The organism is Paenibacillus suaedae, assembly GCF_032337355.1.
GTDB lineage: Bacteria > Bacillota > Bacilli > Paenibacillales > Paenibacillaceae > Paenibacillus_B > Paenibacillus_B suaedae.
The window spans coordinates 122236-146385 of sequence record NZ_JAVYAA010000004.1; the positions used below are offsets into that span (position 1 = coordinate 122236).

Here is a 24150-nt window from a genome sequence, read left to right on the forward strand (position 1 = left end):
GTTGAAGCTCGAACTAAAGCTGAAGAGGTGAATGTTACGAGACATGAAAGAACGTAGAAAGACCTTATATGTATTTTTAGTAATTGCGTTGCTATTAAATCTTGTGTTCCCACCTACTATGGTGAGTGCATTTGATGGATTGCTAGATGATAGTTCTAATCGTACAGCGCAGAGTGTAACAGATGCGACTTACGGGAATGCCCCTAGTGTGACGAAGGCAACTTATGGGGAGATAAATGAAAATATTATAACGAAAGTAACCATAAAGGATAAGGCTGGTAATAATATTACCAAAGTCCGCCCTGATATCGGCGATAAGGTACAAATCATTTTTGACTGGAAGCTTGAGGACGGACATAAGTATGGTACTGGCTCTACATTCAAGTTCAAATTGCCTGATCAATTTGGAGTGGATCGGGAATTAACTGGTGATCTTGAAGGTGGAAGTGATACTGTTGGTACTTACGTTGTAACGAAGAATGGTGAGGTGACATTCACCTTTAATGATGAAATTAATAATGGTCAAGGCCTGGCAGGTTTTTTTGAAGTTTGGCGGGAATTTGACGAAAGCAAATTTGATGGAGGAACCAAGCAAGAAATCAAGTTTGATGATATCGGATTTTCCTTCGTCATTAATTTCAAAAGTAAAAATGAAAGCAATATGACCAAATCTGGCTTACCAGATAAGACGAGGAATCCGAAAAATATCAATTGGAATATCGAACTGAATCGAAACAGTGAAAATATTATAAATGCAGTATTGGGAGATGAGCTTCCAAATGGCTTAGTATTAGACAAATCCTCCATCAAAATATACGAAATAAACGTTCGTCGTGATGGTGGTGAAGCGATAAAGGGAGCCGATGTTACTAACAAGTTTACGATAAATCCTGAGGATTCCAAATTTAGTATTGCTTTTGGCGATATCGATCAGGCTTATCGAGTTGAATATGCAACGATAATTACTGACTTGTCTGGCTATAAAGATGGAACAGACTATCGAACAAAATCATTTAAAAATTCAGCGCAGCTGACAGGAGATACGCTTCCCAAGCCATATGAAGTTACAAAAGAAGTGGAAATTACATTCAGCAAACCGTTAAACAAGAAATCAGTTCATTACGATTCTAGTACACAGACGATTACATGGACAATTGAGTACAACTATAATGAGCGAACCATTGATCAAAAGGATGCGTGGATTAAGGATTTCTTCGATAAGAATAATCTCCAAAAGCTGGATGAAACATCGTTTGTCGTTAAAGAGATGACAATCAAGGATTCAGGCGCAGCTGTGGAGAAATCGGTTCCTGCACTTGAACAAGGGAAAGATTACATCGTCGGACCAACAGCGAACGGTTTCGAGTTGAAATTTAAAAAATCGATTAGCAGTGCCTATAAAATTGAATACAAAACGAAATCTGTTAACCGTGTGTACAACAGCACAGAAGTTACGAATCGTGTGGAAATACATGATGGTACAACAGAAGTTGGAAAACAACCAATTGATCAGGTCATTTTCAGCAAATCTGACGGTATTGTTGACTTTAAGAATAAAGAGGTTACTTGGACATTAACAATTAACTCTGATAGTAAAAAAATGAATAAAGTTAAAATTGAGGACACGTTCAGTACGGATGTATTTGATTTTGTACCAAGCAGCGTTGTAATTGAAGAGGTTGGTACACAGAAGAAGCTGGTAGCAGGGCAAGATTACACCGTAACAAAGACGGCTGCAGGCTTTGAAATTCTCATCGAGAAAATCGAAACAAAGCATAAAATCACATATGCAACAAAGTTTGATCCTAATAAATTCACCAAGGAAGAAATCAACACAGCAAAACTTGTGGATTGGAATGAAAAAGCTCCTCAGGTTCCTTATATCAAAGTAACTGGAAAAGCGAAACCGGATAAATATACGGTTGCAAATGGAGACAAAACAGGCAGCTACAATGCGATAACAAAAGTGATCACATGGCAAATTGACTTCAATTACAATTTAAATGAGATTAAGGAAGCGGTCGTTAAGGACTTTTACACAGAGGGGCAAGATTTTGTAACGGGTTCCTTGAAGGTGTATGAATTAAATCTTAATGGCGGAGAAAATGACGTTAAGCAAGGAACGGAAATCTCCGATTATACGTTCCAAAATGTAAGTGAAAACGGTCAAGACGGTATCGTCATTATCTTCACGAAGAAGCCGATCAATACGGCATATCGTATTACGTATGATACTAGTTTGAAAGGTAAACAGGTATATAAAACTTATAAGAATAATGCCAAAGTGTATGATATGGGCGATGCCGGGAAGAAAGTATTCGAGAAGTCGGCAGAAGTTCCACCGGCATTTGGCGGAGAGTATGTATCCAAGAAAGGCGAGCAAGGGAAAGGTGAGAAATCTGATCTTGCATTATGGAAAGTTTTCATTAACCGAAGCCAGTCCTTTATTGACAAAGGTGCGGTTCTAACAGATACCTTGTCAAAGGGTCACACATTGGATCAAAAATCGATTAAGCTCTATAAGCTTGGAGCGGGAGAGGCAGGAGCACAGACTGGCGGAACACTGGTTGAGCCTCTGGACAGCGTAGCGAAGCTTGAATTTAACGGGCAAACCTTCACGCTTACGTTCCTTGACAGTCTGGAAACATCGTACCGATTGGAGTATCAATCCTATATTGATGCTAATGACGGTGATGTCATTACCAATGATGTGTCTTTTAAGGGGCAAATAGTTGGTCAAGGTAACAAAGAGGCACAAATTCAGGTGAGCCTCTCTGGAGCTGGAGGAGGAGCAATTCCTTCTGGACGCGGTAAATTAATTATTAAAAAAGTAGATGCAAACAATGAAAAAATCACGCTGCCAGGAGTTGAATTTGAACTCTATGATCAATCGGGAACTGTCTTACTAGAGAAATTAGTTACTGATAAGAATGGTGAGGCAACATTTACAGATAAGAGATTTAGAAAATATAAGCTCAAAGAAGTAGAAGCACCAAAAGGGTATTTTATTCAAGGTGATGGTTGGAGCTCTGTTTCGTTCAAAAAAGACGGGCAAATAGAAGTCATCAAAAACACGAAAGGCGTATGGGAATTCGAGTTGACCAAGGTCGATGCGGATTATCCATCCAAGGGGCTGCAGGGTGCCATCTTCAAGCTTCAATTAAAGGATGAACATGACGTGTATCAGGATGTTCCTGGTAGAACGGATGAGCAGACGGATAAAAACGGGAAGCTTAGGCTGAAAGAACTCCAACCCGGAGGCAAATACCAACTTATTGAGGTAAGGGCTCCTGAGGGATATAAGTTGGATTCAAATCCAAAGCCAATACAATTTGAGATTAAAAAGGATCAGACAACATTAGCAACGCGTACGGTTGAGAACACATCACTTCCTGGCTCCATTACTGTAATTAAGAAAGATGAAGCTGGCGGTGCGTTGCTCTCTGGTGCGGAATTTGTCCTTAAAGATGCGAAAGGAAATATCATTGCTACGAGGCAAACTGTTGCAGATGGTATCCTGAAATTCGAAAATTTAAAGAGCGGCACCTACTATTTAATAGAAAAGACAGCGCCAGAAGGGTATGTGCTCAATACTCAGCCCATTACAGTTGAAGTCAAGAACGGAACGGACACACCGATTACCGTCTTGAACAAACTGGTTCCAGGAACGGTGAAAGTCATTAAAGTGGCGGCAGGCACGAATACTACACTCCCTGGTGCAGAATTCCGCATCCTTGATGCACATAAGCAGCTAGCCAAGGATCAAACAGGCAAAGAATTGACACAGTTGGTAACGGATGAACATGGCCAATTGATCATTATGAATCTGAATCCCGGCCAATACTTCGCGCAAGAAACGAGGGCACCGGTAGGGTATGTGTTGAACGGCGATTTATTCGAATTCACAGTAAGCAAGAAGGCAGAACCTGAAGTGAAGGTACCGAATACACGTGAGCCTGAAGTGCCTAAGACCGGAACTGCTAAGTTGGTTAAAGTTGATGTGGCCAATGAAGAAAGTAAATTGCCAGGTGCGGAGTTCCGTTTGCTGGATGCGAATAAGCAGCCAGTCAAGGATCAAGCAGGCGTGGAATTGCCGCTGCTAATCACGAATGAGCATGGCGAAGTCACGATTCCTAACCTGTATCCGGGCAAGTATTATGCAGAAGAAACGAAGGCGCCAGTCGGATATGTGTTGAACACGGAATTAATCGAGTTTGATGTGAACGCTGGCAAGGAAGCAGTAGTCATTGTGCGTAATACACTCGCTTTGCCGCCGACGGGTTCAGTGAAGCTGATTAAGATTGCTTATGACAATAAAGAGAAAAAGCTGTCTGGTGCCAAGTTCCGCCTTCTGGATGCGGAGAAGCAGCCGGTTAAAGATGAGGCAGGAGCAGAGCTTCCGATCTTAACGACGGATACAAACGGAGAAGCATCCCTTCCAGCCTTGAAGCCGGGTAAATACTTCTTCGAGGAGACAGAGGCACCGAGCGGCTATATTCGCAATACTACATGGATTGGGTTCGAAATTACGAGAGGGCAGTTGACTATCGTTACGGTCGAGAATGTTCGTTATACCGATGGAGGGGGAGGGGGCAAGACGGATCCTTATGAACCGTGGGAGCCAAGCAAGCCAGACGACAAGACACCTCCTAAGACAGATCCGAACATTCCAACGGTCCCTGGGCAGATCGTCGATCCTACAGTTCCCAAGACGCCAACAACGCCAACAACGCCAACAACGCCAACAACGCCAACAACGCCTGGAACGACGACTGACCCTGATCAGCCTACGGTACCTGGTGAGACGACAGATCCCGATACAGGAAATACGACGGAGCCGGGTGGAAGCATGGGCAATCCAGACGGTGACAAGGATGATGAAGGAAATCCTGATGATGCAGATCTAGGAGGCAAGACGGATTCGAAGAAGCCGAATCCTAAGCCGGGCAGCAAGCTGCCGCAAACTGGTGAAGAAGCGCCTGCATCGCCAATCGTCGGTATGATTCTCATTACTGCCGCAGCACTCATGTGGATTGCTCGGAAGCGATTATTTGTAAGACGTTGATGTGATGAACCGCCAGGGAGAGTTCCTTGGCGGGTATCCTACTATTCTGTCCACATACAGAAGATTACAATCGTTCAGGAGTGTACAAGCAGTTCTGTTGCATGTTACCATAGACATATAACGGTTACATTTGGATAATGGCAAACCCTCGCGAAAGCAGGGGACGCAAAGCCACGGGTCTAATGCATTTACACAATGCGATGACAGCCGGGTTGCCCTAATTGCGACAATACGAGCGTCTATTTAAGTGCGCCGCCATTAGGGTGGCGCTTTTTTTGTATAACAAGAAGCGCCCCTGGTGTTCATCTCATTCGAGCGGATAACGTCAAAGAATGGGAGATGGTAAGGATGCGGACACGTTGTACGGAAACGACTGACAACAACGCAAACTGGCAAGTAGAAGAAAAACAATCATTGGTAGGCAGCAAGCGAAGAATTGCAATAGGGCTTAGTGCTGCATTGCTGTTCGGCATGTTCATGCCACGGACAACTCTCTATGCAGCGGATGAAACTAGCGGAAGCGGGACTGCTGCATCAGAATTGTTGAATGTACAGGCGGCAGGAGTCAAGGTTCAGGGCATTTCGCTCGGTATGAGTGAGAAGCAGCTCTTCGAGCGGCTGGGCCAACCAGCACGCAAAGACGTAAGCGAGTACGGGTTCGAGTGGTACATCTATAACAAGGATTATAAGCAGTATGTGCAGGTCGGTGTGCTCAACAAGAAAGTTGTAGCTCTATACTCGAATGCTAAGGCTGATTATGGCAGCATTGGATTTGGTTCGACGAAGCAGGAAGTTACAGCAGCCTACGGGTCTTCCATCAGCCGAATTAAGAAAGGCAATACCATCTATAACTACAAGGATAACGGCGGAACATACAGTATGCACAAGGTAGGCGATGCTTATGCGACGGTGTTCTATGATGTGAGTCAGCGCGGCACGGTAACAGCTGTCCAATTCATTGCTGAAGCTGTGGAGTTGTCGTTCAAGGGTTACTTCGGTACGCCTAGCGAGCAATTGCGGACAAGCTTCGAGCAGCAAATATTCGATCTAGCGAACGCAGTTCGCGTACGCAATGGCAAGAAGCCGCTGCAATGGAACGATAAAATCGCAGGAACAGCACGCAAGCATAGCGGTGATATGGGAGAAAGAAGCTTCTTCGATCATAATAATCCGGATGGCAAGTCGCCGTTCGATCGAATAAAGGCAGACGGAATCGTATATAAGTCCGCAGGAGAGAATATTGCCGCTGGCCAGACGAGTGCTATCTTCGTTCATGAGAACTGGATGAACTCGGAAGGGCATCGTGCCAACATATTAGGAGATTATTCGCGAATGGGTGTAGGCGTATTTTTCGGAGGTAAATCGAAAGTCTACTACACGGAAAACTTCTATACGCCACGAAGCTAGCAGGCCGTGGTAAAAAGACGCCTTCAATCCCACAGAAACAGTGGTGTTGGAGGCGTCTTTGATTGTTACGGCGTTATGGAGTCTTCTCCATGACAGCCTTCACAATAAGCCGGTGTGTAGCTGTGTCGATTGGATCACAGGTGATAAGTGTCAGCTCCCGATCCGTTGGATTCTGATCGAGAACGGACAGATCTTCTGGGGTTACGACGGATTTTGATTGCACGGTATACGTGTAGGTCTGATCTGATGTTTCCAATTGAACTTTATCGCCTTTTTTCAACTCATCGAGCCTGTTGAAGTGTCTGCCGAATGTCAGACTGCGATGGCTCGCCAATACAAAGTTGCCGATCTCGCCCGGCACTCGGCCGGGGACAACGATTCCACTTCCAACCTTGAGAGAAGCAGGTGTGGCTCCCTCTACCATAGGCTCTCGCAGATCGATTTTGTCGATAGATATTGCTCCATATACAAGGAGGCCGTCAATGGATTTAGGCTCCCGTTTTTTTGGTGTGATTGAATCGGTTTGTGTCTTGGAGGTAACTTGAATGCTGTCTTGCGGCAAGTTGTCCCACTCAGTAAGGAGCCGAAGCTCCCTTTGTTGTTCGTTGTATTGGTTCCACTTCGGATATAGGATAAGAGCTAACCCAGCAAGGAGAAACAACAGAGCCGTGACACCGAGCAATCGGGACATGATTTGATTCTTCTTCGTAATAAGAGGCACCCCCTTGACGCGGTATGTTCGTGCCTCTATTGTACCGCATGCTGCAATATATTTTCCATGACCCACCAAGACGATGAGATGAGGTTCCTTAGGGAATACGATAGCAGTCAGCAAAACTCAATTGCAGCAAGCAGTTGCCGGAATTCGAGGCCAGCAGCCTAAGGTGGTGAGGATCATTCCTTAGGGGAAGCCTGCTGAAGGATTGCTTTATGCATCCAAATGGCAGCTTGTGAACCTTCCGCCATCGCAATCGTAACCTGTTCCGAATGCACACACACATCTCCTGCCGCCCATACGTTGGGAACATTGGTCATTTTCGTACGTGGATCCACCATAATGTGTTTATTTTCATGCCGCTCTATCCCAAGCTGCTCTGCGAGGGAGGACTTCACCTCATTGCCTCCGAAGGCAACAAATCCACGCTCTCCATCAATGATCCTTCCATCGGAAAGTCTCACGCCACTGAAGATACCTTCTCCCTTACATACTACTTCTTCAATCTGTGCTTCAATTACTTCAATTTGCTGAGCATCCAATTGGTGCATTTGATCAGCAGACAAGGGCTTCTGCTCGTGATTCACATAGACGATGTCACGGGTCCAATACAATAGCGTTAGTGCCATATCAGCTCCGGTAGAGCCAGAACCAAGCACAATGGTTCGCCTACCGCTCACTTCATAACCATCGCAATCAGGGCATACATACACCGTAAGGCCTAGGCAGGGCATGAGATTGGGCAAGGATGGAAGCCGATCCATGATTCCAGTGGCGAGCAGGAGTGTACTTGCTGTGAAGAGGCCGTTCTCTGTTGTCGTCACGGTGAAGCCATGCTCGCCATTAGGTGCGAGACTCGTCACGGTATCTTCAAGCAGATGTATGCCTAACGATGTGGCCTGCCGTTTACCCAAAAGACGAAGCTGAGTACCGGACACTCCCTCAGGCCATCCGAGCACATTATGGTAGGAACGGCATATCGTCGATCTGCCATAACCACTATCGATCACCAGCACGCGGTGTCGGTATCTCCCCAGCTGAATGGCAGCTTGCAGCCCGGCAATGCCGCCACCAATAATAATGCTCTCATAGCACATAAGCAGACACTCCTACCGTTTCTGAATGATTATTTCATGAAATAATGCCTGGCATGCCAAGAAAGAGATCTTATCTTACTTCCCCTGCTGCTTCGTTAAATTCTCCTGAGCAAGGCGAATCATCTCCCGCACCATCGAGCCGCCGATTCGTCCGCCAACGCGACCTGCATCTTCCGTTGACAACTGTCCATTGTACCCTTCTTGCAACGGCACGCCCAGTTCCTTAGCTACCTCATATTTGACATCATTCGGCCGGTTCGGATCTACTGCAAATCCTTCGCGGCGCATGACCTCGGCTTTAAAAGCATTGACACTGTTCTCGGCACCTGTAACAAGCAACTTTCGACGACTTCTTCGGGACATAATGGTGTTCCTCCTGTGTCTTCAAAATAGATACTCTCCATACATTCCCCCTCCCAATCGAAATTATGTAAGAAATGAAGAGGAGTAGGAATATACTATGGAGAAATAATCCAGTGAGTAAGTGTCTGTTTGGGTAAGCACACCATTCGAGAGGAGCTTGCAAATGGATTCGGAATATCAAGATGTACAAGTGAAGGAAGCAGAGTTGACTGTGGAGCAGCAGAGGACGAACACATCCGATGTGGTCTGGCATTCGCCGCTTGAAGCACCGTTTGCCATTGCTGGATTCCACTGGCTGTCTATGGAGGGAAGATATCGGCGACTCCCCATCTCGCCCGAACATAAGATTCCAGAGGGGGTCGAATGGCTGGCGAATCATACAGCAGGCGGTCAGATCCGCTTCGTGACGGACTCTTCGAAGCTGTTCCTGCGGGTGAAGTTATCTGGCCCACACGACATGTATCATATGTCGGCGACGGGGCAGTGCGGCTTCGATTGCTATGTGGAAGCGGATGGACATCTCCACTACCGAAGTACGACGGCAGGATGGAATCCTAGAGATTCTGAGTATGAGTCTGTCCTATTTTTCCGAGATGAAGCACAGAAAAGGCTTGTCGTTCTGAACTTCCCGCTGTATCAAGGGGTAGAGGAGATTATGGTCGGGTTGAAAAGGGATGCCATCGTGGAGTCCCCGCCTGCCTATGAGGATCCAGGCAAGGTTATTGTTTACGGAACCTCCATCACCCAAGGGGCATGTGCCATGCGTCCTGGAATGTGTTACACGAACATTCTTAGTCGAAGAATCAATCGTGAATTCATTAACTTAGGCTTCTCTGGCCATGGAAAAGGAGAGGCCGAGCTAGCTCATATTATTGCATCTATATCCGATCCAGCTTGTCTTATTCTGGACTACGAAGCGAACAGCGTCTCGCCAGAACGATATGCGGAGACACTGCCGCGATTCGTACGGATTTATCGTGAAGTGTATCCAGAAGTTCCGATTCTTATATTATCGAGACTTGCATTCTCCTTCACACGCTTCGATGAGGAGGACTCCAGACTGCATCAAGTGCGCAAGCACATGCAGATGACGCTAGTGGAATCCTTGCGGCAAGCAGGGGATCGTCATATCTACTTCTGTGATGGTGAACAGCTTCTTCCACAGCATGCTCTTGAATGCTTCGTGGACGGCACTCATCCTACCGATCTAGGGTTTGTGCAGATGGCTGATGGACTGGAGCCAGTACTGCGAGAAATACTGGCAAGCAATTCTTAATATAGCCTTACACAATAAGCAGGGAGCTAGTTGCATACGGAATGATTGAGAGGTGGCCCAACCAAGGGCCGCCTTTTTTATCGTATTAGGCGTTGATGGAAGAAGCAGAACCGGACAATGGCGATGAAAAAAGGTATGTATATAGGAACGATTATGAGAGGCTTCTATTATTTGAGATTCATATAGTAATAGGAAAAGGAGGTATGGAAAACATGAGAACTGTAATCTCTCACTTCTACAATGAGGAATATTTACTGCCGTGGTGGCTGAAGCATCATGCTTCACTTTTTGATCATGGAGTTCTCATCAATCGAGGGTCGACGGATCGCTCTGTTGAAATTTGCCGACAATTAGTTCCCCATTGGGAGGTTCGAGATTCCAAAGTCCCTACATTTGACGCAGAACAGGTTGATATAGAGGTTATGGAAATCGAGGAAGAGTGCATGGGCTGGAAAATGGCGTTGAATACAACGGAATTTTTATGTTTCCCTGATAAGAATAAGTTCTTTTCTTCGCTGGATGAGATGGGCAGCAGTATGTACTCTCTTCGTACGATTATGCTAATTGATGACCCTAACTACGGATATGATGAGCCGGATCCAGCCAAGCCTTTAGTAGAGCAGCGCCATCATGGTTTTATTTTGCCTGATACCGGCCGATTCATTCATAAGTACCCTCGGGGTAATTATGCTCCAGGAAGACACTTCTCTTCCCATCCGTTTATCGATTACCCCTTCAATGATAATCCGTATCCAGCCATTGTTATCAAGTTTTTCTATAGCCCATGGACAGAGGAAACACGGCTTCGAAAGTTACAAATTGGACCAACCCTTTCGGAAGGCAGCATTTATCGAAGCATGGGGCTTCAGCATCTCGTTACCCGCGAAGAATTAGAGCGGAGATATAACAGTTATGTGAACCAAACGACCGATTTAAGTCGCCATCCTGATTATCAGCGTCTATGGAGGTGAGCTGTATGAAGGCAGTCATACTTGCAGGTGGATACGGAACGAGAATCGGTGAGGAGACGCAGGTCAAGCCGAAGCCGATGATCGAGATTGGCCCCCAGCCGATACTGTGGCACATTATGAAGCTGTACAGCCATTATGGAATTCGTGAGTTTATCATTTGTCTGGGGTACAAGGGGCACGCCATTAAGGAGTATTTCATCCATTACTATATGCGGCATACGGATTTTACGTTAGATATGGGTAGTAACACTGTTGACTATCATGGGGACAATGCTGTTCCGTGGAAGGTTACACTTATCGATACTGGTGAGGGGACTGAAACGGGAGGACGGATTAAGCGAGTTCAAGCGTATGTTGGCGACTCTACCTTTTGCCTCACCTATGGAGATGGAGTTAGTAATGTAAATATTGCTGAATTGATTGCGTATCATCAATCCCATGGGAAATATGGGACAGTAACGGCAGTTCAACCCCCAGGAAGATTCGGTTCGCTTGCCTTGGCGCAGCAGCAGGTCATCGACTTTACAGAGAAGCCTGCAGGGGATGGCGGCTGGATAAATGGAGGCTTCTTTGTATTGGAGCCTGACGTGTTCCCATATATTCTTGACGATGCTTCCGTATGGGAGACGGATGTATTAACTGAACTAGCACGTCAGGGGCAGCTTATGGCTTATGAGCATCATGGCTTCTGGCACCCGATGGACACAATGCGGGATAAGAAGAAATTGGTGGACTTGTGGGAACGGGGACAAGCGCCATGGAAGGTGTGGCAGGCATGATCAATGAAACTTTTTGGCAGGGAAAGAAGGTTCTTGTTACGGGACATACAGGCTTCAAGGGATCCTGGTTGACGATATGGCTGTCCATGTTGGGTGCGGAGGTTGTCGGATATGCCTTATCACCGAGTACGAAGCCGAATCTGTATGATGCTGCCGATATTCAAGCAGTGTGTAGGCACTCCGTTATCAAAGATGTGAATGATTATTCAGCTCTGCTGAAGGTGATGTCGGAGCACGAGCCGGAGATTGTGTTCCATTTGGCTGCACAGCCGCTCGTACAAGCGTCCTATGAACATCCGGTAAGCACCTTTCACACGAATGCAATGGGAACGGTGTATCTGCTGGAGGCGGTTCGTCATACAGCTAGCGTTCGTGCTGTTATCAATGTAACGAGCGACAAGTGCTATCGCAATACTGGGGAAACGACGCTTTCATTTCGCGAAGAGGATCCGCTAGGCGGTCATGATCCTTATAGTGCAAGCAAGGCATGTGCCGAGATCATTGCAGCAAGCTATCGGGATTCCTATTTTCGCAGCGAGGATGGACAAGGGCCTAGAATGGCTTCCGTTCGGGCAGGCAATGTCATTGGCGGCGGGGATTGGACAGAATCTCGCCTTCTGCCGGATGTAATAAGAGCTTGTTCCGCCTCTGAACCACTGCTTGTTCGGAACCCAAACGCGGTACGACCGTGGCAGCATGTGTTGGAGCCCGTGCACGGTTATCTGCTTCTCGCGGAGAAGTTGTGGGACCATCCGCAATACGCAGATGGATGGAACTTCGGGCCGCTGGAACAGCCAGACACAACCGTTCAAGATATCATTCAAATGGCAGCAGAGATCTGGCAGGTAGACATACAAGTGGTGCTAGAACAAGCAGCCACTCGCTATGAAGCTCCCAGACTATCTCTGGATAGCAACAAGGCAGCACAGCTATTAAACTGGCATCCGAAGTTGTCTATCAGGGAGGCTGTGGCATGGACGATGTCCTGGCATCAGCAGCATCGTGCAGGAATGAATGCTAGACTGCTATCAGAGCGGCAGATCGTCGATTATGTTCGCAGAGAAGGAGGAAGAGAAGGCGAATGAACTCACATTGTCGGATATGCGGTACACAGCTTGTGCATACCTTTATTGATTTAGGACAATCTCCACTTGCAAATGCCTTCCTAACACCAGAGGAATTGGGGAATGCCGAACCCCATTATCCGCTCCATTCGTACGTATGTGATACTTGTTGTCTCGTACAGCTTGATCAGTTCGCGAGCCCGGCTAGTATATTCAAGCATTACTTATATTTAAGCTCCTATTCTACAAGTTGGCTGAAGCATGCAGAACAATATACAGACATGGCGATTCGCAGATTTCAACTGAACGGTGATTCACAGGTCATCGAGATTGCGAGCAATGACGGTTATTTACTGCAGTATTTCCATCAGCAGGGCATACGAACACTGGGCATAGAACCAGCAAGCAATGTGGCTCAACTTGCGAGGGATAAGGGAATCCCGACGAAGGCAGAGTTTTTCGGACAACGACTGGCGGAAGATCTCGTTAAGGACGAGGGGATTAGCGGGAATCTAATCGTAGCGAACAATGTGCTGGCTCACGTTCCGGACGTCCAGGATTTTGTCGCTGGTCTGAAACGGCTGCTCCATCCGGAAGGCACCATAACGATTGAATTTCCGCATGTACTCAATCTTATTCGATATAAGCAGTTCGATACGATATATCATGAGCACTTTTCTTACTTCTCCTTGTTCTCGGCTCAACAGCTATTCTCCATGCATGGCCTCCAAGTAACAGATGTAGAAGAACTTTCTACACATGGGGGGTCATTGCGCTTGTATATCATGCATGAGGACAAGGACAGATTGGCCGCAGCAGCTGTGCAGAAGGTTCTGGAACAGGAAAGGCAGAACGGACTGCATGACTGGCGGGCATATACCGCGTTCGCCCAGCAGGTAGAACAGATGCGGGAGGATATTGTCCGATTCATGATGGAAGCTCGCAATCAAGGCAAGCTGGTAGCAGGTTATGGGGCACCGGCGAAGGGCAATACACTGCTTAATTATTGCGGGTTCCATACGGCATGGCTTCCATTTACGGTGGATCAGAATCCATATAAGCAGGGGCTATATTTGCCTGGTTCGCGAATTCCTATTCGCAGTCCCGAGGAGCTGAAGCGAGTACGTCCAGATTATGTACTTATACTGCCTTGGAATTTGAAAGAAGAGATTATGGAGCAGTGCGCTTATATCCGAGAATGGGGCGGGAAGTTTGTCATCCTTGTTCCAGTGATTGAAGTGGTGTAAAGGATGGATAAAATACTGGTTACGGGCGGCAGTGGGTGGATCGGCGGCTTCGTCGTTCAGATCCTGCTCCAGAAAGGGTATGACGTTCATGCTATATATCGGAGAGCGCATAGAGCGGATCTCTTCTGTACGTGGCATCAGATAGATTTATGGGATGAGGAAGAAGTGAAGGCCCTTATCGAACAGGTAAGACCAACACACCTTATGCACCTTGCCTGGGATGCCATTCCGCCGCAATGTTATACTTCTCTGAGCAACTATAACTGGATGCAATCCAGCAAGAAGCTTATTGATCATTTCATTCAATGTGGCGGACAAAGATTGATCGTTGCTGGCTCTTGTGCCGAATATGAATGGACGCCGGGATTATTGTCAGAGGTCAATTCTTCATTATCAAAGAAGACTTTATATGCGGTATGCAAAAATTCGCTGCGTGCTTGGCTGGGGTCTTATACGGAACAACGGGGGATAAGCAGCGGCTGGGCACGTATTTTTCATTTATATGGCCCTTATGAGCAAGGGAACCGTCTCGTATCTTCCATCATTCGTTCACTGCTGGATGGACGAGAGGCGGCTTGCTCACTAGGCAAGCAGTATCGAGACTTTCTGTTTGTTAAGGATGTGGCGGATGCGCTGGTGTCTTTTCTCTTCAGCAAGGTGGAGGGCGCATTGAATATCGGTTCAGGGAAGCCGGTTCAGGTGAAGCAGATCGCCCTGATGATTGCCAAGAAGTTGGGGCGTGAACGTTTGCTTCGATTCGGGGCACTCCCTGATCCCGTAGATGAACCCTTGTATGTTGGCGCTCATGCTGGGCGTTTGAAGCAGGAATTGCAATGGCAGCCTCAGTATAGTTTGTCGGCAGGAATAGACGAAACGATCGAATGGTATAGGAACATCCAGAAGGATATTCGCTAAATTCACTTGATCGATCTATCGTAGTAGTGAATGGACTCCATGCATTCGCGCAGCCTCAATAAATTTTAAGCGAACGCTCAGCTGCATTTCAGCTAATAATAGGATAATAGAAGGAACAGGGAATATATCGCAGCAGTGAGGGAGAGGCGTGGATGTATCGGAGCAGAGGGATTCGAATTCTCATCGTAGATGATGAACCGAATATTTTACAATTTCTTGAGCTGGGCTTGGTAAATGAGGGGTTCGATGTGCAGGCTGCACAGGATGGCGTGACTGCTGTAGCCCGATTTACTGAGTTCCAGCCTCATGTCGTTATATTGGACGTGATGATGCCGGGGATGGACGGGTATGAGGTGTGCCGTATGCTGAAGAAGTCAGAAGATGTGGCGATTATTATGCTTACGGCGAAGGATGAGGTGGATGACCGTGTGAAGGGCTTGAATCTGGGGGCAGACGATTACATGGTCAAGCCATTCAGCTTCGCTGAGCTATTGGCACGAATTCAAGCACGGATTCGCAATCAGTTCCCGACGATGTTCGGGGGTGTGCAGGTAGGGCCATTCGTGATCGATGACAAGCGCAAGGAAATGAAGTATAGCGGCAGAGTGCTGGCGCTCTCGCCAACGGAGTATGATCTGCTCAAGTTCCTCGTGCTGAATCGTGGCGTGGTATTGAGCAAGTCTGTCATCTTGGATCGGGTATGGGGTTATGACTTTGGGGGAGAGGACAATATTGTCGAGGTGTATATCCGATCTTTGCGGGAAAAGTTGAACGACAAGGAACATCAGTTAATTCGAACGTTGCGTGGAGCTGGTTATCGGGTAGATATCCCATGAGGAATCGATGGCGTTCCGGTCTAGAGAGGATCATAAACTTGTATTCACTACGTACCCAATTGCTGTATCGTTCTTTGCTTGTCATTGCTATCTTGCTGGTGATCGTCGGCATGCTGCAGTATATATTTATGCGCGAGGTTGTGTATCAGAATAAAGCAGCGAGTCTTCAAAGTCATGCAATGAGCATTCCTGGATTCGTCTGGAAGCGGGTGGGACAGTATCATCGTCAGCTTGAACAGTCGGGACAGCGTGTACCCGAACCCTCAATGCCGATGCTGCTTATGTCGGATACCCATGTGGCCTTCATTGATCAAGCAGGAGGCTATCATTCACTGCCGAATGGGCAAGGTGAACTTGCCACCGTACAATTGAATGCTGAGGAGTATGAGAAGGCAAGAAGGGCTCCTCTGGGCAATCCATCCTACCACATTGCAAATGATTCGAACGGAAAAGAACAGTTGGTTGTACTGCATCCCGTCTTATCAGCTCCTGGCAGGGAAATAGGGACGGTACAGATTAGTGCGCCAACGGCTCCGCTTAACGACTTGCTCATGGGGCAGACGCTTACTTTTCTCATGATAGCGGCTATAGCGATGTTACTAGGGGTAATTGTGCTGCTTCCAGTCATCCGAAGGACGCTGCGACCGCTGTCTGCAATGGTGAATACAGCTGAACAAATTGATGCAGGCAATCTGGATAGGCGCTTCTCCACCGCGCAGGGACAATCTGAGGTGGATCGTCTAGCCGATTCCTTCAATAGCATGCTGGAGAGGCTAGAGACTTCCTTCGACGCGGAACGGGAGATGAAGGAGCAGATGCGACGCTTCGTTGCCGATGCATCCCATGAGCTTCGTACACCGTTGACTTCGATCCATGGATTTCTAGAGGTTCTGCTTCGTGGGGCGGCCCAGCATCCCGAACAGCTGCATAAGGCATTAACAAGCATGCATAGTGAGTCGGAGCGACTAAGTAAGCTGATTCATGATTTGCTTCTACTAGCGAAGCTGGATCGAGATGGGGTGCCTTCCATTGAACTGGTTGAAGGATCTCTCGATGGAGTCATTCGCAGCATGGAACCGCAGCTTGTAATGCTGGCAGGGAAGAGAACGGTGGCGATTACGCTAGAGCCTCAGCTGTTATGCAAGCAAGATCCCGATAAGATGAAGCAGGTTGTGCTCAATCTGGTGCATAATGCGGTTCAACATACGGATGAAGAACTAGGGCACATTCACGTCGAGGGTATAAAAAATGAGAATGGAGTTCAGCTATCCGTCTCTGACAATGGGTTGGGTATTGCTCCTGAGCATCTTCCTTATCTGTTCGATCGATTCTATCGCAGCGAAACTTCGCGGAATCGTAAAAGTGGAGGTTCCGGACTAGGTCTGGCTATTACGAAATCAATTGTTGAAGCACATGGCGGAACGATAGACGTTGTTAGCCGAATAGGCGAAGGCAGTACATTTCGGATATGGCTGCCTCGGTAAATGGATATTGGACGGGGCTTATTGGTTGATTATCTAACTTGCCCTGCTTATTGAGCTTCAGTAGCGGTAGGATGGACTGATAATGATTAATTCTATGAAAAAAAGAAGCAGAATCCTCCGCGAAGTGCGTAGGAATTCTGCTTCTTGTACATAGGCCGCTAAGCTTACTTCTGATTCAGTACACGATACAAAATGATGGCTGCTTGTGCACGAGTGGAAGTTCCAGTTGGATTGAACGTATTGTCATCAGAACCTTTGATGAGCCCTTTGCTGACTGCATATGCAACGGCAGCCTTCGCATCTTGTGAAATACGAGCCTCATCCTTGAACCCAAGTGATGCATTCGCTTGGGAGAGATCGGTCTGCAGTGCTTGCGCTAGCAAGACGACCAGCTTCTCGCGTGTGATTGGATTCCGTGCCCCAGGCTCAGCAATTCGCTGCTCCCATGTCTTGCCGTTGTTCGTCAAGCGATCAAGCAAGGAGACAAATTCAGCCTGAGTAATGACATCGTTCGGTTTGAACGTGTCTAAGCTGTCTTTACCATGCAGCAGGTCATGGGCGGCGATTACTTCGATTTCATCCTTCGCCCAATGTGCAGCAATATCGCTAAATGGTCTTACATGCTCTGCGATGGTATAGGTACCGTATTGAGTTGCTTCGAACGTGACCGATTTTTTGTCGGCCGCTTGTGTTCCTGCCAATGTGTATTTCCAAGTGTTAGCCGTATCTTGCGCGAGTGCATAGACACCTGCCCTGCGAGTATCCTTCGCGGCATCTGTCAGCTTGAGTGTAATCCCAAGCGTCACACTCTTCGCATCTTTAGGGCCGCGGATGGTGAGCTTTGGAGAGGTGTAGGTAGCTTCGCCACGCTCTTTTGCGAACCCTTTATCCTTGTGGTCAGACAGGGAAAGCACAAGCTCAATTCCGTTCGAGCCGATAAGATCAGCTGCCGATTTATTCGGGATGATAATATCAAATTCAGTTCCTGACAGGAGCAAGTCCTTGCCTGAATCCTGCAGTTGCATCGCAGTCGACTTGTCCAGCGTGAACGCAACTTCACCGTATTCCTTCATGCGAACATCGCTAATATCGAGTTGAACCTGCTTGGCGTCCTTGTCCTGCAGCAGCTTTTTCACGGCATCTGCATTTATCGCGAACACCGCGTTTGCAACTCCATCCTTCTTCGTCTCCGTCAGTGATCCCGCCTTCAGTTGCTTGCCTGATGGAACCTGAACAGGCGCAGTTGAAGATGCAGAACCCCCTGATAAAGAAGATGAAACTGGCGGCGTTGGCCCTGGAGTCGGAGCTGGCCCTGGACTTGGATCTGGTCCTGGATCCGGCCCTGGCCCTGGATTCGGCTCGGATGGATTGGCGATTTCTATCTTAGAAGATAAGACCTTGTCTATTGGAATTAATTCGTTGTTCTCATTATACAGCAGCACATTTTCAAGGTTAAACCCATAAGTTCCTTCTTGATTGCCAGAGAAGACGAGCGTTGCAATATCGCCCTCTTTCTCAGACGCCCCCCCACTTAGGCTGACGCTGTAATTCAATCTGATCTTGCCTCCAGGTTCTTCAACTCTATCCTCTTTAATGATCAGAGGCGTACCTGGATAGTGCTTATCTTGATAAGTAGCCATCGTAACGCTTGGTTCCACACCCAACAACGTTACCTGGCTGTCATAAGTAAGACTGAATGAAGCAGAGTATACAGCTTCTGTAACGGAATAATTGATCTTGACGTCAAATGGATTTCTAGTCGGCACTTTAGAGCTGCTGCTTCCCGCATAGACGATATCTTTATTGTCGAACACGATACGCTCAGCAATATACCCAAAACCATTTTTTGCAGCGTCATATATCATTAGAATGAATTCATTGCTGCCTGGATTCAACGGAACCTCAATTGCAAATGTTCCATCACTGTTCATCTTGCCGATATGCTGCTTGTCCAATCGATCAAATGCAACTGTGGTAATATATTCATTAATCTTGTCAGGGAATAAATCTTTGAATAAGTCCTTCGTAATTTCCCCTCGGATAAATCCCGTGCCTGGATTCTCTTGGTTCCTGATAAGAGGGGGATCATCCAGAGTAAATTCCGGTGCTTCGCGATCAATAACGAAAAATGATTTCTGGTCTTCAAGCTTCTTATCGTTGATAGATGGAGTGAACTCGTACCGCCCATCCGGCAAGGAGACAGCTTTCCCGCCTTTCCATACCGTTCCATTCCAATTCCGATATCCATAGACACCCGGCTTGTGAAGTTTGCCTTGGCTGTCATAAAAATCGCCCATGTATGTTCCATATACCGCGTCTGTTACTGAAATCTTGAAATCAGCCAGATCTGTTGTTACATCGAAATAAGCATCTGCTGTCTGAGCAGGAGAAAATTTGCCGCCTGGTGAGAAGTACATAGGATCCGCAGTAAGGTTTGTAATTGGTGCAATTCCATAGTTATCCCCAACAAACAGGCTGACAGGAAGGTGCAGCTGGTGATGGGTTGTTTGCTCAGTTAAGGTGATGCTGCCTTCATAGCTGCCGGTAGTATTTTCTGGAACCGTTACCTTAACCCGTAGGCTTCCTGAACCATTTGCAGGTACAGTTACCGTATTCGAGGTGAACTGCAGGTTGATACCTTTGCTTGTTCCGCTCCAGGAGCTGCTGATTGTATAGGTTTGATCCGTATTTGCAATATCCTTAACGACAATTTCTTTGGAGTGGGTGCCTGCTGGAACCAATCCAAAAGATACACTCCCTGTCTCATACGGGATACTTTGGCCATCGCTTGTTGCCTTGGTTGTTGCTTCAACGAGAGCAATGGCTGTAGCTTGAATAACTTGATTGAGATCCACTCGTCCAGCGCCCTGTTCGGTTACGGAGTATAATCTATGATCGCGATCTTCTATGGTTTTAGAATTATTCATCAAGAGAGCTTTCAGTTCGTCTGTTTCTATCTTGTGATGATACTTCTCCAGCAGCAGGGCAGCGGCGCCAGCGATGTGTGGGGCGGCCATACTTGTACCATTATTAGCTTCATAGCCTTTCGACGCATAGTCTCCATCCCACGCTGGTACGGAAGAACGTATCGCAACACCTGGAGCAGTGATGTCTGGTTTAATCATATAGTCCGGAAGAAGAGGCCCGCGGGAGCTGAAGTCCGCTAATAGATCCTCCTCTGGTACGGTATCAAAGGTAACCGTGGTTATCCCTTTATCAATGTTTCTCTTTAGTGCTTGACCCGCAGCTTGTGAGAGGGTGTAGGTAGGAACGTATTGATCTGGTAATTCAAGAGTTGCTCCCAGCTCCCCAGGTTCGTTGTTGAAAATGATAAGCGCTGCAGCTCCAGCCTTCGCTGCATTTATTGCTTTGTCCCGGAAACTAATATCGCCGCGCGAGACGAGCACAAGCTTGCCGGATGCTTTGATATATTTGTAGTCCTCAGGCTTGCCGAGGTTGGCATATACCGCCTCGAATGATGTGTTCTTATCAGTGATTTCTGGTGCATGCGTAGACAGTTTGGCGTACAGCAATTGTTGAATGCCTGGAGCCTGGAAGAAAGGTGTAATCATTGGAGGTGTAGAAGCTCCTACGGATATTGGAAGGTGAGCTCCGCCAGGCGAGCCAAGCGTTCCAGAATTAGGACCTTCGTTGCCTGCTGCCATTACTACGGTTACACCAGCGCGTACTGCATTGTTGACGGCCACTGAATCAGCCGTATAAGCGTTGTTGAATGTTCCGCCTAGCGACAGGTTGATGACGTCCATCTTATCTTTAATTGCTTTATCAATACCAGCAATAATATTCTCTGTATATCCACTGCCGTATGGTCCCAGTACCCGGTATGCATATAAGTCAGCGCCAGGAGCGATGCCTCTGACCCATCCCGTCTTTCCGTTCGGGTTGTTAGGGTCGCCACGGCCCACAATCGTGCCGGCTACATGAGTTCCATGTGATGTATGGTATGGTTTTCCGTTTCTAGGCAGCTTCGAAAGATCAGGGCGGGTTTCCATCGGATCACTGTCGTTATCAACGAAGTCCCAACCACCCTTAAAGGCATCCTTTAAGCTAGGATGGTTATAATCGACACCTGTGTCTATAACCCCAACCTTAATGCCAGCACCCGTGACGCCAATGTCCCATAATACATTCGTACCAATGTAGGGAGCGCTTACATCCATAAGTGGCTTGAATACACCCCCGTCGTCAACAGGTATATTATATTCCAAGTTTGGATAGATGGCTTTCACGTTAGGAAGCTTCGCTAGGCGATCCACTTCATTAGCTGGAATGCTCACGGAATATCCATTGAGTGCGGCCGTATACTCATGGCGGATTACCGCTTTCGAGTTTATCCGGGCTTGCAATTTAAAGGTGTTTTGCTCGAGTTTAATTTTCTTTTCTTGATCGTCAGCAGAAGGAGCAGAGCTTTGCCCTTGCTCCGCTTGGGATAAGGCTACGGGTTCTGTGTTTAATTCGACGATGACGGTTATCGGCTTATTGCTGTCGGACTGAGGAACAAAGTTGTTGCCTGTTTTGGTTGGTGATTCGGGTTGGCCAGGAAGTTGGAGCTGTGGAGACAGGTTGGAATTGACCTTTGGTGTAACCTGTTCTTTCGAAGTAATTTCTTGCGCATAAGTGTGTGATGAGGCTGGGAATAGCATGGCGGCTACCATGGCGATGCTAAGGATTCCCGCTAATTTTCGACGTATCGTATGTAATTTCAAGCTGCAACCTCCCTTTTGAAATGGTTAGTGCTGTGCCTGCGCTCTATCAATGATGCAAACGATCTGAATTCAGACCCCCTTATAAAAGTAATATGACCCATATGTTTCCACTAAGGTTAGTGACTATTTTACCTCACGATTCATAGTTTAAAAATGGGTATTTTGGCCTATTAAAAGAGGTTCAATATAGAAAAATAGTATTATAGAATTTGTTATTGGGCAGAGAATTGTGGTAATTTATCCCAATATACTCTTACTTGATTGGTCTACGGGCCGTACTAGATTATGGTACACTACATAGTATAGTACCATCTAAACTATTGATAGCTAAGCAAGGAGATATAGAAGATGAAGCTTATATCCTGGAACGTGAACGGGTTGCGCGCTTGCGTGAATAAAGGTTTTATGGACTACTTTCAAGAGATGGACGCAGATATTTTCTGTGTCCAAGAGACGAAACTGCAGGAAGGGCAGATTGAGCTTGATCTTGGGGAGGAATATTCGCAGTATTGGAATTATGCGCTCAAGAAGGGATATTCCGGCACAGCTGTATTTACGAAGAAGAAGCCTCTGACGGTTCGCTATGGCATTGAGGAGAATGAGGAGCCGGAAGGCCGCATCATTACGCTTGAATTCGAATCTTTCTTCTTAGTCAATGTGTACACGCCGAACTCGAAGCGTGATCTCTCCCGTCTGGAAGAACGACTAGAGTGGGAAGAGCGATTCCGCGGCTATTTGCAGCAGCTGGATGCGTGCAAGCCGGTCATCGTATGTGGCGACTTGAACGTTGCTCATCAAGAGATCGATTTGAAGAATCCGAAGTCAAACCAGGGCAATTCCGGATTCACAGCAGAAGAGCGGGAGAAGATGACCATCTTACAAAACGCAGGCTTCACAGATACGTTCCGGCATTTCTATCCGGATCGGACGGACGCGTACAGCTGGTGGTCGTACATGCCGAAGGTGCGTGAACGGAATATCGGGTGGCGCATTGATTACTTCCTCGTATCTTCGAGATTGAACGATTTTTTAGTAGATGCTCGCATCGATTCGGACATCATGGGTAGTGATCATTGCCCGGTTCATTTGATAATAGAGGATATATAGCTGGAGAACATAAGCTAGAAGCAGGAATGAAACCATTGGAATTATGAATCAATAACAGAAGGCCGGAGACCCATACAGCGAGGGGAATCCGGCCTTCTCCTATGTTGCGTGAAGAACACGCTTCGTATATTCTTCTGGTGTAGCACCGATGATAGCCTTGAAATCCTTGATAAAGTGGGATTGATCATAGTAGCCAAGATCTATGGATAGTCTCGTCAAATCTTGATAAGAACCGTAGTCGATTGTTTCTGCGGCATCGTGCAATCGATACAGTCGAATGACCCATTTAGGCGTCACACCCACATATTGCTGGAACAGTCTTTGCAGCTTGCGCTTATTCACCTCAAATTGTTCACATACATGATCGACCTTCGTAATATGGCGATCGCCCTGAATACGGTCAATGATGCGATTGAGATAAGCCACGTTGTTGTCTCTAGCGGGAAGATGCGCTAGGAAGAAGGCTTCTGCTGCCGCGGCCATATCCTCATCCTCGTCCTCGGATAGGACAGCCTGTTCAAGTAGACGCGGATCAGCTTGGAACACATCTTCAAGACGCATTGAACGGCCCGTAATCTGGGAGATGGGCAGGCCCGCGAACGGATAAAATCCACCTGGCCTGAATTTGATGCCTAATACCTTTCCCTTGCCCTCCAGACGATGAGAATAGCGGTTCTGCGCAACTCCATAGATAGCCGTGTGACCATGCTCAATGACCATATTAACGCATGGGTTTGGAACAATCCCTTGTTCGTATGGAGGCTGATCGGTTAGATCCCAGCGAATGATCCAGAAGTGCTTAATAACATCACGCAATTGGTCAGAGGGCACATGGCGCGCAAGCGTGAATTTCTGTTCGCCTTGCTTCATGTTCAAAATGCCCATGCTAGGCTTATGGATTGTGGGTTGCATAAGTACGATGCGAATCACTCCCGAAATCAAGATTGAAGGACGATGGACTTGTTGATTGAGCAAGCCCCTGTTATGTGCCAACCGTTACAATGTGCCTAATTCCTGTGGACTGTCGCGTTTTTACAATACAAGCTTACGGGCAATATCTATAATCATAGTAGCAATAGATGGGAATCACCGCAATG

The 24150-nt window shown here is 47.0% G+C and carries 16 protein-coding genes and 1 riboswitch; of the genes, 11 read left to right on the top strand and 5 right to left on the bottom strand.

What is annotated here, in order from left to right; genetic code table 11:
- The first annotated feature begins 43 nt into the window (after positions 1 to 43).
- Both RQP50_RS17615 and RQP50_RS17620 read left to right on the top strand, forming a co-directional pair.
- The gene (locus RQP50_RS17615) at positions 44 to 5065 is read left to right on the top strand and encodes a SpaA isopeptide-forming pilin-related protein (RefSeq protein ID WP_315746223.1); all 5022 of its coding nucleotides are present in this window, start codon (positions 44 to 46) and stop codon (positions 5063 to 5065) included.
- A gap of 129 nt (positions 5066 to 5194) precedes the next feature.
- Positions 5195 to 5285, top strand: a riboswitch (cyclic di-GMP riboswitch).
- A gap of 128 nt (positions 5286 to 5413) precedes the next feature.
- The gene (locus tag RQP50_RS17620; protein ID WP_315746224.1) at positions 5414 to 6472 is read left to right on the top strand and encodes a CAP domain-containing protein; all 1059 of its coding nucleotides are present in this window, start codon (positions 5414 to 5416) and stop codon (positions 6470 to 6472) included.
- Positions 6473 to 6545: 73 nt separating this feature from the next.
- On the opposite strand, the gene RQP50_RS17625 is transcribed toward RQP50_RS17620, so the two are convergent.
- The 3 genes from RQP50_RS17625 to RQP50_RS17635 all read right to left on the bottom strand — a co-directional run bounded on the left by RQP50_RS17625 (position 6546) and on the right by RQP50_RS17635 (position 8647).
- Positions 6546 to 7259, bottom strand: a complete 714-nt coding sequence (locus RQP50_RS17625) for a class D sortase (RefSeq protein ID WP_315746431.1) — start codon at positions 7257 to 7259, stop codon at positions 6546 to 6548.
- Positions 7260 to 7366: 107 nt separating this feature from the next.
- Positions 7367 to 8284 (bottom strand): NAD(P)/FAD-dependent oxidoreductase, encoded by a 918-nt coding sequence (locus RQP50_RS17630; RefSeq protein ID WP_315746225.1) that lies wholly within the window; start codon positions 8282 to 8284, stop codon positions 7367 to 7369.
- Between the two features lie 75 nt (positions 8285 to 8359).
- On the bottom strand, positions 8360 to 8647 hold the full coding sequence (locus tag RQP50_RS17635) for an alpha/beta-type small acid-soluble spore protein (RefSeq protein WP_028533490.1): 288 nt from the start codon (positions 8645 to 8647) through the stop codon (positions 8360 to 8362).
- Between the two features lie 163 nt (positions 8648 to 8810).
- Between RQP50_RS17635 and RQP50_RS17640 the strand changes: the two genes are divergently transcribed.
- The 8 genes from RQP50_RS17640 to RQP50_RS17675 all read left to right on the top strand — a co-directional run bounded on the left by RQP50_RS17640 (position 8811) and on the right by RQP50_RS17675 (position 17219).
- A complete protein-coding gene (locus tag RQP50_RS17640; protein WP_072730254.1) occupies positions 8811 to 9923 on the top strand; it encodes an SGNH/GDSL hydrolase family protein in 1113 nt (370 codons plus the stop codon).
- Positions 9924 to 10135: 212 nt separating this feature from the next.
- Positions 10136 to 10894 carry a glycosyltransferase family 2 protein gene (locus RQP50_RS17645; protein WP_315746227.1) on the top strand — a complete coding sequence of 253 codons (759 nt, stop codon included), beginning with the start codon at positions 10136 to 10138 and terminating at the stop codon, positions 10892 to 10894.
- Positions 10895 to 10899: 5 nt separating this feature from the next.
- Positions 10900 to 11673 (top strand): glucose-1-phosphate cytidylyltransferase, encoded by a 774-nt coding sequence (gene rfbF / locus RQP50_RS17650; RefSeq protein ID WP_315746228.1) that lies wholly within the window; start codon positions 10900 to 10902, stop codon positions 11671 to 11673.
- Positions 11670 to 12758, top strand: coding sequence for a CDP-glucose 4,6-dehydratase (gene rfbG, locus RQP50_RS17655; protein ID WP_315746229.1), 1089 nt, complete (start codon positions 11670 to 11672; stop codon positions 12756 to 12758). The genes rfbF and rfbG overlap by 4 nt, the downstream gene beginning before the upstream one ends.
- Entirely contained in the window at positions 12755 to 13984 is a 1230-nt protein-coding gene (locus tag RQP50_RS17660; protein ID WP_315746231.1) for a class I SAM-dependent methyltransferase, read from the top strand. The genes rfbG and RQP50_RS17660 overlap by 4 nt, the downstream gene beginning before the upstream one ends.
- Before the next feature lie 3 nt (positions 13985 to 13987).
- Positions 13988 to 14899 (top strand): NAD-dependent epimerase/dehydratase family protein, encoded by a 912-nt coding sequence (locus RQP50_RS17665; protein ID WP_315746232.1) that lies wholly within the window; start codon positions 13988 to 13990, stop codon positions 14897 to 14899.
- A gap of 152 nt (positions 14900 to 15051) precedes the next feature.
- Entirely contained in the window at positions 15052 to 15735 is a 684-nt protein-coding gene (locus tag RQP50_RS17670) for a response regulator transcription factor (protein ID WP_072730249.1), read from the top strand.
- 38 nt (positions 15736 to 15773) lie between these two features.
- Positions 15774 to 17219 carry a sensor histidine kinase gene (locus RQP50_RS17675; protein WP_394358408.1) on the top strand — a complete coding sequence of 482 codons (1446 nt, stop codon included), beginning with the start codon at positions 15774 to 15776 and terminating at the stop codon, positions 17217 to 17219.
- Positions 17220 to 17383: 164 nt separating this feature from the next.
- Here the strand turns inward: RQP50_RS17675 and RQP50_RS17680 are convergent, their stop codons facing one another.
- Entirely contained in the window at positions 17384 to 21946 is a 4563-nt protein-coding gene (locus tag RQP50_RS17680; protein ID WP_315746234.1) for a S8 family serine peptidase, read from the bottom strand.
- Between the two features lie 348 nt (positions 21947 to 22294).
- Here RQP50_RS17680 and RQP50_RS17685 point away from each other — a divergent pair, with 348 nt between their 5' ends.
- A complete protein-coding gene (locus tag RQP50_RS17685) occupies positions 22295 to 23053 on the top strand; it encodes an exodeoxyribonuclease III (RefSeq protein WP_315746235.1) in 759 nt (252 codons plus the stop codon).
- Positions 23054 to 23152: 99 nt separating this feature from the next.
- On the opposite strand, the gene RQP50_RS17690 is transcribed toward RQP50_RS17685, so the two are convergent.
- Complete coding sequence (locus RQP50_RS17690; RefSeq protein WP_315746236.1) at positions 23153 to 23923, bottom strand: AraC family transcriptional regulator; 771 nt, start codon at positions 23921 to 23923, stop codon at positions 23153 to 23155.
- Between the last annotated feature and the right edge of the window lie 227 nt (positions 23924 to 24150).